The sequence below is a fragment of the Klebsiella sp. 141198 genome, assembly GCF_050600785.1.
Classification (GTDB): domain Bacteria; phylum Pseudomonadota; class Gammaproteobacteria; order Enterobacterales; family Enterobacteriaceae; genus Klebsiella; species Klebsiella aerogenes.
Map to the genome: position 1 here is coordinate 264,422 of NZ_JAQIRM010000001.1, position 14,085 is coordinate 278,506.

Consider the following 14,085-nt stretch of genomic DNA (forward strand, 5'->3'; position numbering starts at 1 on the left):
GGGGGAAGGGTTACAGCCGTGTAGCGGTGGCAGCAGCCAGTTCGGCGAGCATTTTTTCGCTATCTTCCCAGCTCAGACACGGGTCGGTAATCGACTGGCCCCAGGTCAGCGGCTGACCGGGGATCACTTTTTGCGTCCCTTCGGCGAGGAAGCTCTCCGCCATAATCCCGGCAATGGCGGTAGATCCATCGCGGATCTGCTGGCAGATATTGGCGCACACTTCCAGTTGCCGGCGATGCTGCTTCTGACAGTTGCCGTGGCTGAAGTCGACGACCAGTTGCTCAGGGAGATCGAATTCCCGTAGCGCTTCACCGGCGGCGGCGATATCCGCTGCATGATAATTTGGCCGTTTACCGCCGCGCATAATGATATGGCCGTACGGGTTACCGCTGGTCTGGTAGATGGTCATCTGGCCCTGTTTATCCGGCGACAGGAACATATGGCTGGCGCGCGAAGCGCGTATCGCGTCGACCGCGATACGGGTGTTGCCGTCGGTACCGTTTTTAAAACCAACCGGGCAGGAGAGCGCCGAGGCCATCTCACGGTGGATTTGACTTTCGGTGGTGCGCGCGCCGATGGCGCCCCAGCTAATCAGATCGGCAATAAACTGCCCGGTCACCATATCCAGGAATTCGGTGGCGGTGGGGATACCCAGCTCGTTGACCTGAAGCAGCAGACGACGCGCCAGTTCAATACCGTGGTTGACCCGGTAGCTGCCGTTGAGGTCAGGGTCGGAAATGAGTCCTTTCCAGCCCACGACGGTGCGCGGTTTTTCGAAATAGGTGCGCATGACAATTTCCAGCTGCGGCTGGTAACGTTCGCGCATGCCCTGCAGGCGGCGCGCATATTCCAGCGCCGCTTCGGGGTCGTGAATGGAGCAGGGGCCGATAATCACCAGCAGGCGGCGGTCTTCGCCGTTGAGGATTTTTTCAATCCGCCGGCGGGAGGCGGAGACGTGGGCGGCAACCTCGGCCGACACGGGATGGCGCTGCGCCAGTTCCGCGGGCGTTACCAGGCTTTCAATGCGCGCGGTACGCAATTCGTCTGTTTTATTCATTGGGGTCTCAAAAATCTGTTTCTTCCGCGGCGAAAATGCCGGGAAGTGATGCGCATCACGATAAACCAATCCCTGCTTATTGCAAGAGCAGGGCATGATCCTGTATAGGCCACGAGCGATAGCATAAACAAATTTTCAATAATGTACTAGTGTGTTAGTACATTCTGCGATTAAGCCCCATGATATCCATGATTTTGGTAGCAATTTCCTCTACCGAATAGTTGGTACTGTTAAGGCAGGGGATCTTGTTTTTGCGATACAGCGCTTCGACTTCGGTTACTTCCATACGGCACTGGCGCAGCGAGGCGTAACGGCTGTTTTCCCGGCGCTCTTCGCGGATTGCCGCCAGTCGCTCCGGGTTAATCGTCAGGCCGAACATCTTGTGCTGCAGCGGCTTTAACGAGGCCGGGAGAACCAGATTGTCCATATCGTCGGCGATAAAGGGGTAGTTAGCGGCGCGAATGCCATACTGCATTGCCAGATACAGGCTGGTCGGCGTTTTGCCGCAGCGCGATACGCCGAGCAGGATCACCTGCGCCTGATCGAGATTACGCAGCGAAATGCCGTCGTCATGGGCGAGCGTGTAATCGATGGCGGCGATACGCGCATCGTATTTAATCAGGTTACCGGGGTTCAGGCCATGGGTGCGGTGAGCCACCGGCGTGGGATCCAGATGTAACTCTTGCTGCAGCGGGGCCACCAGCGCCTGCACGATATCCTGACAAAAACCCTCGCTTTGCAAAATAATGTCGCGAATTTCGGGGATAACGATGGAATAGAAGACCAGCGGGCGGATGCCGGTTTGTTGATAAATGGCATCGATTTGTTCTTTTACCGCCCGGGCGCGGCTGACGTTTTCAACAAACGGCAACGTCACGCTACTGATGGCCACCGGGAATTGCGACATTACCGCATGACCTAAAACTTCCGCCGTAATAGCGGTACCGTCAGAAATATAAAATACGTGGCGATCTACAGCACTGTCCATTTTGACCATCCGGTATAATTATCTAAAAGCAGAGTAAATTTAAGCACAGAGCTTTAACCTTTGTCTCACTTAAAAAAATGAAACGCTATTTTTGTTTTTAATGAAATGGCAGGTTCAGTTTCGGGTTTTGCACACTATTTGTATCAGATATCAATAGAATCCATTTTAATCATATAGTTAGGGAATTCCGGAAAACAATCCTAAAAACAGAAAATTAATTTGCTTGAACGATTCACCGTTTTTTTCAGCGGCATAAATATGTCAGGATGAATACCGTAGTCGATCGTGTGTTTTCTATAATTTGTATTAAATCACAAAAGGATTGTCTCGATGTCCAACAATGGCTCGTCACCGCTGGTGCTTTGGTATAACCAACTCGGCATGAATGATGTAGACAGAGTTGGGGGCAAAAATGCCTCCCTTGGTGAAATGATTACTAACCTGTCCGGTATGGGTGTCTCCGTACCAAACGGGTTCGCCACCACCGCTGATGCTTTCGATCAGTTCCTGGACCAAAGCGGCGTTAACCAGCGCATTTATGCACTGCTGGATGAAACCGACATTGACGACGTTTCCGCATTAGCGAAAGCGGGCGCGCAGATCCGTCAATGGATCATCGACACCCCCTTCCAGAGCGAACTGGAAAACGCGATTCGCGAAGCTTATGACCTGCTGTCCGCCGATGACGCCGAGGCCTCGTTCGCCGTTCGCTCTTCGGCGACGGCGGAAGATATGCCAGATGCTTCCTTCGCCGGCCAGCAAGAGACATTCCTCAACGTGCAGGGCTTTGACGCCGTGCTCGTTGCCGTGAAGCACGTCTTTGCTTCACTGTTTAACGATCGCGCGATCTCCTATCGCGTGCATCAGGGTTACGATCACCGCGGCGTGGCGCTATCCGCCGGGGTGCAGAGGATGGTGCGCTCCGATCTGGCCTCCTCCGGCGTGATGTTCTCCATCGATACCGAGTCCGGTTTCGACCAGGTGGTGTTTATCACCTCGGCGTGGGGGCTTGGCGAGATGGTGGTGCAGGGCGCGGTGAACCCCGACGAATTTTACGTCCATAAACCGACCCTGGCGGCTAATCGCCCGGCTATCGTGCGCCGTACCATGGGGTCGAAAAAAATCCGCATGGTTTACGCGCCGACTCAGGAACACGGCAAGCAGGTGCGCATCGAAGATGTGCCGCAGGCGCAGCGCGATGTTTTCTCGTTAACCAACGAGGAAGTGGAAGAGTTGGCGAAGCAGGCGGTGCAGATCGAGAAGCACTATGGTCGCCCGATGGATATCGAGTGGGCTAAAGATGGCCACACCGGTAAGCTGTTTATCGTCCAGGCGCGTCCGGAAACCGTCCGTTCGCGCGGTCAGGTGATGGAGCGTTATACCCTGCATGCCCAGGGGCAGATCATCGCCGAAGGGCGAGCTATCGGCCACCGCATCGGCGCCGGCCCGGTTAAGGTTATTCACGATATCAGTGAGATGAACCGCATTGAGCCCGGCGACGTGCTGGTCACCGATATGACCGACCCGGATTGGGAACCGATCATGAAGAAAGCCTCGGCGATTGTCACCAACCGCGGCGGACGTACCTGCCACGCGGCGATTATCGCCCGCGAGCTGGGGATCCCGGCTGTGGTCGGCTGCGGCGATGCAACCGATCGCATCCAGGAAAACCAGAACGTCACCGTCTCCTGCGCCGAAGGCGACACCGGCTACGTCTACGCAGAGCTACTGGACTTCAGCGTGAAGAGCTCCAGCGTCGGCGAGATGCCGAACCTGCCGCTGAAGGTGATGATGAACGTCGGCAACCCGGATCGCGCCTTTGACTTCGCCTGCCTGCCGAATGAAGGCGTGGGGCTGGCGCGGCTGGAATTTATCATCAACCGCATGATTGGCGTTCACCCGCGCGCGCTGCTGGAATTTGACGACCAGGAGCCGGGCCTGCAGAACGAAATCCGCGAGCTAATGAAAGGCTACGATTCGCCGAGAGAGTTCTACGTTGGCCGCCTGACCGAAGGGATCGCTACCCTTGGCGCCGCCTTCTACCCGAAACGCGTCATCGTGCGTTTGTCCGACTTTAAATCTAACGAATACGCCAACCTGGTGGGCGGCGAGCGTTACGAGCCGGAAGAAGAGAACCCGATGCTTGGCTTCCGCGGCGCCGGACGCTACGTTTCAGAAAGCTTCCGCGATTGCTTCGCGCTGGAGTGTGAAGCGATGAAACGCGTGCGTAACGACATGGGCCTGACCAACGTGGAAGTGATGGTGCCGTTCGTACGTACCGTCGCGCAGGCGAAAGCGGTGGTTGAAGAGCTGGAACGTCAGGGGCTCAAGCGCGGCGAGAACGGGCTGAAGATCATCATGATGTGCGAAATCCCGTCGAACGCGCTGCTGGCGGAGCAGTTCCTCGAGTATTTCGATGGCTTCTCGATCGGTTCGAACGACATGACGCAGCTGGCGCTGGGTCTCGATCGCGACTCCGGCGTTGTGTCTGAGCTGTTTGATGAACGCAACGACGCGGTGAAAGCGCTGCTGTCGATGGCCATCCGCGCGGCGAAAAAACAGGGCAAATACGTGGGCATCTGCGGCCAGGGGCCGTCCGACCACGAAGACTTTGCCGCCTGGCTGATGGAAGAGGGGATCGATAGCCTGTCCCTGAACCCGGATACCGTGGTGCAAACCTGGTTAGGTCTGGCTGAACTGAATAAATAAGTTCAACGCGGATAGCCCAATCCCTGGCAGAAATGCCGGGGATTTTTTTGCCTTCAGCAACGTTGCGTTTTTTGATTTTGACGTAAAAAAAAGCCCATCGTGGGAGATGGGCAAAGACTACACACAGCAATTCGTTGTTTCACTCAGGGGATTTCCATGCTTATAAATCAATATCTTGATCTATAACCGTGGGCTAATAGTAGGCATCAGGGCTGTTGACGTCGATCGGATTCTTCTCAATAGTTAAATCAGTGTGAAGAATATGAGAGGTAAATATCGAGCTGGAACATGAATATGCCGGAAGTGGCAGGGGATTGATAAATTTAGCTTAAGTTTAAGGCGGGTTTCCCCGCCTTTCTGTTACTTTTCGCTTTTGTTATGGCTGGCATTAAGTTCGGCGAGCTCCGCCAGAACCAGATCCGGGTCCAGCGGCGGCGCTGGAACTTCCTGCACCCAGGCGTCGTAAAGGCGCCAGGAGACGGCCAGAAGCACCGGACCGATAAACAGGCCAATCATGCCGAAGGCGATCAGGCCGCCGATAACGCCGGAGAGGATCAGAATCATCGGCAGGTCGGCGCCCATGCGAATCAGCACCGGGCGAATTACGTTATCCATCGTACCAACCACGCAGCTCCATACCAGCAGCACCGTGCCCCAGGTCGTATCGCCGGTCCAGTACAGCCAGATAATCGACGGCACCAGCACGATAAGCGGCCCCAGCTGTACCAGACAGGTGAAAATCATCACCACGGTCAACAGCGCGGCGTAAGGTACGCCGCTTATCGCCAGCCCGATACCGCCAAGAACCGCCTGCGCCAGCGCGGTGACAACCACGCCCAGCGCCACGGCGCGAACCGCCTGTCCGGCGAGGACCACCGCAGCATCGCCACGCTTTGAGGCCAGACGGGTCGCGAAGTAGCGGAAACCATAGGCGACCCGCTCGCCGCGCCAGTAAAGCAGGGCGCTGAACAATAGCATCAGTCCGCAGTAAACCAGCAGTTTACCAATATGCGCAGCCTGGCCGACAAACCAGGTGGTGGTGGCGCCGATATAAGGTCGGACCTTGGCCATAATCGCCGCGCCGCCCATCTCCAGCAGGCTATGCCAGGCGGAATAGAGTTTATCGCCGATCAGCGGAATCGAGTTCAGCCAGGCGAAATCCGGCAGCGTTACCTGGCCGGTACTGACGATTTTAATCAGCGGGGCGCTATTATCGACCAGGCTATTCACCAGTAAGGCAATGGGAATGACGAATAGTAAAAACAGCAGTAGCGTCATCACCAGCACCGCCAGCGCGCGTTTGCCGAACAGCAGCTTTTGCAAACGAAGCAGCACCGGCCAGGTGGCGATGACCACGGTACCGGCCCAGGCGAAGGAGAGAATAAATGGTTGCACAACCCACAGGCAGGAAATAATTATCAGGGACAAAAACAGCACCGACAGCAGAATTTGCGGTATGTCCCGGGGCTGATGTTGGTTAATCATAGAGAAAATTTACCTTTCCAATCGCGTCTCAATGCTGACGCAGCGTAATTCCATGTACAGATAATAATATCAATAATTTCGCGCGCCTGATTTTGCCCGTAAATCTCGTGGGCGGATATGAAAAAAATGTGATAAAAAGTTGAGTGCGCCACGCAAACGTTTAATTTGCGCATTATTACATCATCTAAACACAACATATTCAGGCAGGGTCAAGCGTCATGATCCCACAGATTTCTCAAGCGCCGGGCGTCGTTCAACTGGTGCTGAATTTTTTGCAGGTACTGGAGCAACAAGGTTTCACCGGCGATACCGCCACCAGCTATGCCGACCGGCTCACTATGGCGACCGATAACAGTGTCTATCAGCTGTTGCCGGACGCCATTCTGTTTCCCCGTTCCACCGCAGACGTCGCTTTACTGGCGCGACTGGCGGCGGAACCGCGCTTTAAATCGCTGATTTTTACCCCTCGCGGCGGTGGTACCGGCACCAATGGTCAAGCGCTGAATGCGGGGATCATCGTTGATATGTCGCGCTATATGAACCGTATTATCGAAATCAATCCTGAAGAGGGTTGGGTACGGGTCGAAGCCGGGGTAATCAAAGACCAGCTTAACCAGTTTCTTAAGCCCTACGGCTATTTCTTCGCCCCAGAGCTGTCGACCAGTAACCGCGCGACGCTCGGCGGAATGATCAATACCGATGCCTCCGGACAGGGGTCATTGGTTTACGGTAAAACCTCCGATCATGTGCTCGGGGTGCGATCGGTACTCATGGGCGGCGATATCCTTGATACTTTACCAATTCCCGCCGCGCTGGCGGAAACGCTGGGGCGCGAGCAGTCAGCGATTGGCCGCATCTACCGTACCGTCTATCAGCGCTGCAAAGCGCAGCGTCAGCTGATCATCGATAAATTCCCGAAACTGAACCGCTTCCTGACCGGCTACGATTTGCGTCATGTGTTCAATGATGAGATGAGCGAGTTCGACCTGACGCGCATTCTGACCGGCTCCGAAGGCACGCTGGCATTTATCACCGAAGCGCGGCTCGATATTACGCGTCTGCCGAAGGTGCGCCGCTTGGTTAACGTCAAGTATGACTCCTTTGATTCGGCGCTGCGTAACGCGCCTTTCATGGTTGAAGCGAAGGCGCTGTCGGTGGAGACCGTCGACTCGAAGGTACTTAATCTGGCGCGAGAAGATATCGTCTGGCACTCGGTAAGCGAACTGATCGCCGATGTGCCGGATAAAGAGATGCTGGGGCTCAATATCGTTGAGTTTGCCGGTGATGATGCTGAATTAATAGACGGTCAGGTTTCCACCCTGTGTCAGCGTCTTGATGAGCTCATATCGCAGGGCGCCGCAGGAGTGATTGGCTGGCAGGTCTGTCATGAACTGGATGGCGTCGAGCGCATCTATGCCATGCGTAAAAAGGCGGTTGGTCTGCTGGGCAACGCCAAAGGCGCCGCTAAACCGATTCCTTTCGCTGAAGATACCTGCGTGCCGCCTGAGCATCTGGCGGATTACATCACCGAGTTTCGCGCTTTACTCGACGGACATGGCCTGAGCTACGGCATGTTTGGACACGTCGATGCCGGCGTGCTGCACGTTCGTCCGGCGTTGGACATGTGCGACCCGCAGCAGGAGGTGCTGATGAAGCAGATCTCCGATGAGGTGGTGGCGCTGACGGCCAAATATGGCGGCCTGCTGTGGGGCGAACACGGTAAAGGGTTCCGCGCCGAGTACAGTCCGGCCTTTTTTGGCGAGGAGTTATATAGCGAACTGCGTAAAGTGAAAGCGGCATTTGATCCGGATAACCGATTGAATCCGGGGAAAATTTGCCCACCGGAAGGCGTCGATGCGCCGATGATGAAAGTCGATGCGGTGAAACGCGGCACCTACGATCGCCAAATTCCCATTGCCGTGCGTAGCGCCTGGCGCGGCGCGATGGAGTGTAATGGTAACGGTCTGTGCTTTAACTTCGATGTAAAAAGCCCGATGTGTCCGTCAATGAAGGTCAGCAATCAGCGCATCCATTCGCCGAAAGGCCGCGCGACGCTGGTGCGTGAATGGTTACGCCTGCTGGCCGACCGTGGTATCGATCCGAACAAACTGGAGCAAGAGCTTCCGGAAAAAGGCGTGAGCCTGCGCGCCCTGATCGAGCGTACCCGCAACAGCTGGCATGCGCGTAAAGGCGAATATGATTTCTCGCATGAAGTGAAAGAGGCGATGTCCGGCTGCCTGGCCTGTAAGGCCTGTTCAACCCAGTGTCCGATTAAGATCGACGTGCCGGAATTCCGTTCCCGCTTCCTGCAGCTGTATCACAGCCGCTACCTACGACCGGTACGTGATCATCTGGTGGCGACGGTCGAGTCCTACGCGCCGCTGATGGCCCAGGCGCCGAAAACCTTCAACTTCTTTATCAATCAGCCGTGGATGCGCAAGCTGTCGGAAAAACATATCGGCATGGTCGATCTGCCGCTGCTCTCCGTACCGTCGCTCAAACAGCAGCTGGCAGGCCACCGCTCCGCCAATACCACGCTTGAGGAGCTGGAAGCGATGAGCGTCGACCAGCGTGCGAAGAGGGTGCTGGTGGTACAGGATCCGTTTACCAGCTACTACGAAGCGCAGGTGGTAGCTGACTTTGTCCGCCTGATTGAAAAAGTCGGCTATCAGCCGGTGCTGTTGCCGTTCTCACCGAACGGTAAAGCGCAGCATATCAAAGGGTTCCTGACGCGCTTTGCGCGTACCGCGCAGAAAACTGCTGATTTTCTCAACCGCGTAGCGCGGCTGGATATACCGATGGTTGGCGTCGACCCGGCGCTGGTGCTTTGCTATCGCGATGAATATAACCAGACGCTGGGCGAGAAACGCGGCGATTTTCGCGTGATGCTGGCGCATGAGTGGCTGACCCAGGCGATAGCGCCATCGGCCGGCCAGGACAACAGCGGCGAACCCTGGTATCTGTTTGGTCACTGTACAGAAGTGACGGCGCTACCGGCCGCGCCCAAACAGTGGGCGGAAATATTTGCCCGTTTTGGGGCGAAAATGGAGTACATCAGTACGGGTTGCTGCGGTATGGCCGGTACCTATGGTCATGAAGTGAAAAACCATGCCAACTCGCTGGCGATTTACGCGCTTTCCTGGCAGCAGGCGATGGCGCGTTTACCGCGCAGCCGCTGTCTGGCCACCGGTTATTCCTGCCGAAGCCAGGTGAAGCGTATCGAAGGTAGCGGAGTGCGTCACCCGCTGCAGGCTCTGCTGGAGATTATCGGATGATTTGGAAACGTCAGGCTTCGCTAGCGCAGCTTAACGCGATGGGCGAGGGGAACATGGTGGGTCTGCTGGATATTCAGTTTGTGGCCATCAACGATAACGCCATTGAAGCAACAATGCCGGTTGATCACCGTACGCATCAGCCATTTGGCCTGCTCCACGGTGGCGCATCGGTGGTTCTTGCGGAAACGCTGGGTTCGGTTGCGGGCTATTTGTGTACCGAAGGGGAACAGAAAGTGGTCGGCCTGGAAGTGAATGCCAACCATATTCGTTCAGTGCGCAGTGGGCGGGTGCGTGGGGTTTGTACCGCGCTGCATGTGGGGTCGCGCCATCAGGTGTGGCAAATCGATATCTCCGATGAGCAGGGGCGTTTGTGCTGCTCATCACGGCTGACCACCGCGGTGGTGTAACAGTATTTCAGGGGATGCATTAGCATCCCCTGATTGTTTATTGCGTGTCGTCCTTGATGACATCGCTGGCGCCGTTTTTCTGCACCGAGGCGATACCCTTTTTCGCCGCATCTTTCGATGAGTACATCTCGCTGGTGGCGATGGTCTCGTGGTTATCGGCCTTCAGCAGAAAATACCACGGCTGCGAGACGTTCTTATCAGACTTTTTCAGTACGTAATATCCCATTTCTCACTCCTTCGGCGTTGATGAGCACTGAATAATCTGTAGACCATGGCTAACGCTACGGCAAGCAATCATCCAATAAATATATATTTGTTAAATCATTCGTTGTAATTATGCTACTATTTTAATTACGAATTACATTCACGGTAACAAAGAGGACGGAGTTAACCATGGGTATCATTTCCTGGATCATTTTTGGTTTGATCGCTGGTATTTTGGCTAAGTGGATTATGCCGGGCAAAGACGGCGGTGGATTTATTGTCACCGTGATCCTCGGTATTATCGGTGCGGTAGTTGGTGGCTGGATCAGTACCTTATTCGGCTTTGGCAAAGTTGACGGTTTTAACTTCGGTAGCTTTGTCGTGGCGGTAATTGGCGCACTTGTTGTGCTGTTTATCTACCGTAAAGTGAGGAGTTAATACGCCAGGCGTACATTGACTCTGAGAAAGTAAGCCGCCGTGAACCACGGCGGTTTTTTTATGCCTGCGACACAAAAAAAGCCCGCAGGATACCCGCGGGCGAACCCATTTTGGCAAATTTTTTCGGCTGCCTCCTGACAAAGGGCGTAAACACCGTTTTGCCGGATGGTAAGGCGCAGCCTGACCGCTTCCCGGCTGGAGAAGCAGTGAGGTAATTTTATGTCCAATTCAGGGGGAAAATAAGCTGACAAAAACAGTAGGGGCCGCGCTTATTCTAGCAACACGCTCATCACCAATAGCACAACCATGCACATCGACATAATACTGATATCAATCATCCTGTACGACACTCGCTCCCAAAACAATAGCCCGGCCTTGCACCGGTAAGTATTCACAAAGGAGAGGGATTGTACATGAGTAAACGCTGTCTTAACCAACCCTGCTTTTAAGAATTAACCGATCACATCACAAAACGTGAACGTTCTATTACTCGTCAGCAGCACCGATTGGCACTTTGGCGAAAACCTGTAGTCGGGCTTCGGATGCGTAAAATGGAATCAGCAGAAAAGCTAAACCTGCGCCACCGGTTGCATACTGCACTGCCAGGTCGGCGCTGTGGGTGATAAATATTTGATGTCCACCCCAGCTACAGCCTACGCTCATATCCGGCGTACAGTTTTTCCATTTACTCAGTAACTCGCCACTTTTCGTCAGGTATAAGTACTTCGTGTCCGAACCCGATGGCGGCGTCGCGGATTCGGCTAACAAGATGAACGTTTGAGTGCTTACTACTTTCCCTTGCCCGTCTAACGATGAGGCTTGTAGCGTTGCGGTGGGGTAATTGAAGCGTAATTCAATGCTTGCGGCATTTTTGTCACTGACGTAAAAAACCTGCGTTAAATTATCCGCCCCCCAATATTTTCCACCGCTGGATTGCAGCGGTTTTATCTTAAATCGGTATACGTTCCGCTTGCGTATATCCTGGTGCTGGGAGTATTCGGCATTGTATTGCGCGCTTTGCGGCGCGTTAACCGAGCAGCCGGTAAGTAACCCTATTAATAGTAATGCTGAAAATTTGCGCATTCTTTTCCCGTCCATCATTCATATACTGCTGACGGTCGATTATGCCCGTTATGACAAACGATAAAAAATACAGAACGCTACCAAACCCGGTAGGTCGTTGCATCTCGCACTATCTGACATATGCTTAAAATAAGCATGTGCCATGCTTGTTATCAGATGCTGGGATAGAGGGGAAGATATGACGATTACGCTGTGCAAAGCTTGTGGTACCTCCTATGAATTTAGCGGAGGCCCTGCGCAACATTGCCCGGTATGTGAAGACGAGCGTCAATTTGTTCCTGTGGGCGGGCAGCAGTGGATTGCGTTAAATAAGTTCACCGCATCGCATAACAATAAATGGCAGCAGCATAGCAGTGGGCTTTTTAGCATTCGCACCATCCCCAGTTTTGCCATTGATCAGCGCGCATTTCTGCTGCGTACGCCGCAGGGCAATATTCTGTGGGACTGTATCGCCAACCTCGATGAGGCGACCAAAACGCTGGTTTCCGCGCTAGGTGGGCTGAAGGCTATCGCCATCTCGCATCCGCATTATTACAGCTGTATGCAGGATTGGGCGGCGGAATTCAAGGCGCCAATCTATCTGCATGGGGATGACCGGCAGTGGATCATGCGTGATAGCCCGTGGATCAGCTTATGGGAGGGCGAAACTCTACAACTGACCGCTGGCGTCAGCTTGATTCGTCTGGGCGGGCACTTCGCCGGCGGCAGCGTGCTGCACTGGGCACAGGATGACGGTCTGTTATTATCCGGCGATATAGTCCAGGTGGCGCCCGGAGCTAACGCCGTTTCTTTCATGTGGAGTTACCCCAATATGCTGCCGCTGCCGGCTGCTACAGTGAGTGATATCATCCGACGTCTCGACGAGCTGAAGTTTAGCCAAATCTACGGCGCGTTTGAAGGACGGGAGATTCTGGTTAATGCACAAGAAATCGTACGTCAATCGGGGAAAAAGTATGTGGCATGTTTGGCCAGACATAGCGTCTAGTCATGCCGGGCTAAATACTGAATTGAAAGTATTCTTGAACCCGTAATATGCCAGGCGAAAGATTATGAAGAATTGGTCATGCATATTTCTGGTTTTGAGCGACACATATTATTTCGTGTCAATGTTACTGGTTTTTTTTACCACGAAAATGATAATGGATAGTCTGCTTTTGGCATTGCTTGTAGCGGTTTTTTACAATGGGGTTTATATCATTGTTTTCTTCGCCAGCGAGTCACTTACCGTGGTGCAATAAATAATCTATGGAAAGTCATTAAAGGTATGGCGAAGAGCGTCAGCGTGAGGGGAGGCTTCTTGTTGTGTCTGTATGCCCCTGTGATGGGGCATGATTGAAAATTATGATAGAAAGTCTTTTGATAGAAGTTGGTAATAATATTTTGGTTATTAATATTTCTTTTTGAATGTGTTTTTTTGTTTTTTTCGATCCTTGATATAGGAAATGAAAACAGCAATGGCAAGTAGAAAAAGAATTATCACAATAATAACGAAAAATAAATTTTCCATTTGAGATATCCTCAGAAATGAAGATCGGTAATTTTATTGTTATGAGGAAGAATCTACATCTACACCAGGAAAAATCCTAGTGAAAAACACACTTCAGATAACAAAAAGTATAACTGAATGATGGTTGTTAATTGAGGTGGCATATAATTCCGAAATCCAGCGGCAGAAGCGCTATTTTCTATAGCTAATTACTATTATTTTTCACTTTAATGACATCCTGATGGCGCAAGCGATGCTAATCCTGGCGCTGGCAAGGAAGCTGCCTGTTGCTACCACATAGACGGGTCATTTGCCTATCTAATAAATAGGTATTTTCGATACATCTTTTTTCATTGCCGCTTTGCCTAAGTCTTTTCCCTGCTAATTTATTATTTATCATTGAGTTAGATGAAGAAAATGCTGCCTGATAACCCCTCTGCCAGGGTCTATGCTTATAGAAAAGCCCAGGAATGGGCGAAATGGACGAATACCCCTGCTATGGCAGGGTTGAAGTGATAATCATTATCACTAACATGAGGGTATGGCCCGATAGCGGCAATCGATGAGGTAGAGCGATGGAACTACAAACAAACACCTTTAATCCCGACGATTTCAACTGGCAGGGGCTCACGATGACCCCCGCTGCGGCGGCCCATATCCGCGAACTGATGCATAAACAGCCGGATAAGCAGGGGCTGCGTCTGGGAATCAAAACCAGCGGTTGCGCCGGTTTTGGCTACGTGCTGGAAATGATTGCCGAACCGGCGGACGACGACCTGCTGTTTGAGCGCGACGGCGCGAAGCTGTTTGCGCCGCTGCAGGCGATGCCGTTCATTGACGGTACCGAACTGGATTATGTTCGCGAAGGTTTAAATGAAATATTCAAATTTCATAACCCGAAAGCGCAGCACGAATGCGGCTGCGGCGAAAGCTTCGGGGTGCAGGCGGAGTAA

The 14,085-nt window shown here is 53.2% G+C and carries 12 protein-coding genes and 1 other RNA gene; 6 read left to right on the top strand and 7 right to left on the bottom strand.

Going from position 1 to position 14,085, the window contains the following annotated elements; genetic code table 11:
- Positions 1-10: 10 nt before the first annotated feature.
- Positions 11-1,057 (bottom strand): 3-deoxy-7-phosphoheptulonate synthase AroH, encoded by a 1,047-nt coding sequence (gene aroH, locus PGR10_RS01300; RefSeq protein ID WP_047078818.1) that lies wholly within the window; start codon positions 1,055-1,057, stop codon positions 11-13.
- A 154-nt stretch (positions 1,058-1,211) separates the two neighbouring features.
- Positions 1,212-2,045: a posphoenolpyruvate synthetase regulatory kinase/phosphorylase PpsR gene (gene ppsR, locus PGR10_RS01305; RefSeq protein WP_087857925.1), complete on the bottom strand. Its 834-nt coding sequence runs from the start codon at positions 2,043-2,045 to the stop codon at positions 1,212-1,214.
- A gap of 330 nt (positions 2,046-2,375) precedes the next feature.
- Here ppsR and ppsA point away from each other — a divergent pair, with 330 nt between their 5' ends.
- Positions 2,376-4,754 (top strand): phosphoenolpyruvate synthase, encoded by a 2,379-nt coding sequence (ppsA, locus tag PGR10_RS01310; protein ID WP_015367026.1) that lies wholly within the window; start codon positions 2,376-2,378, stop codon positions 4,752-4,754.
- Positions 4,755-4,836: 82 nt separating this feature from the next.
- Here ppsA and rprA read toward each other — a convergent pair.
- Together rprA and ydiK are read right to left on the bottom strand one after the other, a co-directional pair.
- An RNA gene (gene rprA, locus PGR10_RS01315) (antisense sRNA RprA) lies at positions 4,837-4,944 on the bottom strand.
- A 170-nt stretch (positions 4,945-5,114) separates the two neighbouring features.
- Entirely contained in the window at positions 5,115-6,239 is a 1,125-nt protein-coding gene (gene ydiK / locus PGR10_RS01320; protein WP_113374151.1) for an AI-2E family transporter YdiK, read from the bottom strand.
- A gap of 218 nt (positions 6,240-6,457) precedes the next feature.
- Here ydiK and ydiJ point away from each other — a divergent pair, with 218 nt between their 5' ends.
- Together ydiJ and menI are read left to right on the top strand one after the other, a co-directional pair.
- Positions 6,458-9,514 carry a D-2-hydroxyglutarate dehydrogenase YdiJ gene (gene ydiJ / locus PGR10_RS01325; protein WP_430922780.1) on the top strand — a complete coding sequence of 1,019 codons (3,057 nt, stop codon included), beginning with the start codon at positions 6,458-6,460 and terminating at the stop codon, positions 9,512-9,514.
- Positions 9,511-9,921, top strand: a complete 411-nt coding sequence (gene menI, locus PGR10_RS01330; protein ID WP_308958603.1) for a 1,4-dihydroxy-2-naphthoyl-CoA hydrolase — start codon at positions 9,511-9,513, stop codon at positions 9,919-9,921. The genes ydiJ and menI overlap by 4 nt, the downstream gene beginning before the upstream one ends.
- Positions 9,922-9,958: 37 nt before the next feature.
- On the opposite strand, the gene PGR10_RS01335 is transcribed toward menI, so the two are convergent.
- Entirely contained in the window at positions 9,959-10,147 is a 189-nt protein-coding gene (locus PGR10_RS01335) for a YegP family protein (RefSeq protein WP_087857922.1), read from the bottom strand.
- Positions 10,148-10,314: 167 nt separating this feature from the next.
- On the opposite strand from PGR10_RS01335, the gene PGR10_RS01340 reads away from it, so the two are divergent.
- Entirely contained in the window at positions 10,315-10,563 is a 249-nt protein-coding gene (locus PGR10_RS01340; protein WP_087857921.1) for a GlsB/YeaQ/YmgE family stress response membrane protein, read from the top strand.
- Between the two features lie 486 nt (positions 10,564-11,049).
- On the opposite strand, the gene PGR10_RS01345 is transcribed toward PGR10_RS01340, so the two are convergent.
- On the bottom strand, positions 11,050-11,664 hold the full coding sequence (locus PGR10_RS01345; protein WP_228302309.1) for a hypothetical protein: 615 nt from the start codon (positions 11,662-11,664) through the stop codon (positions 11,050-11,052).
- 160 nt (positions 11,665-11,824) lie between these two features.
- Here PGR10_RS01345 and PGR10_RS01350 point away from each other — a divergent pair, with 160 nt between their 5' ends.
- Positions 11,825-12,631 carry an MBL fold metallo-hydrolase gene (locus PGR10_RS01350; protein WP_430922781.1) on the top strand — a complete coding sequence of 269 codons (807 nt, stop codon included), beginning with the start codon at positions 11,825-11,827 and terminating at the stop codon, positions 12,629-12,631.
- Between the two features lie 402 nt (positions 12,632-13,033).
- On the opposite strand, the gene PGR10_RS01355 is transcribed toward PGR10_RS01350, so the two are convergent.
- The gene (locus tag PGR10_RS01355; protein WP_411325710.1) at positions 13,034-13,153 is read right to left on the bottom strand and encodes a small membrane protein; all 120 of its coding nucleotides are present in this window, start codon (positions 13,151-13,153) and stop codon (positions 13,034-13,036) included.
- A gap of 554 nt (positions 13,154-13,707) precedes the next feature.
- Between PGR10_RS01355 and sufA the strand changes: the two genes are divergently transcribed.
- The gene (sufA, locus tag PGR10_RS01360; protein ID WP_063443660.1) at positions 13,708-14,085 is read left to right on the top strand and encodes a Fe-S cluster assembly scaffold SufA; all 378 of its coding nucleotides are present in this window, start codon (positions 13,708-13,710) and stop codon (positions 14,083-14,085) included.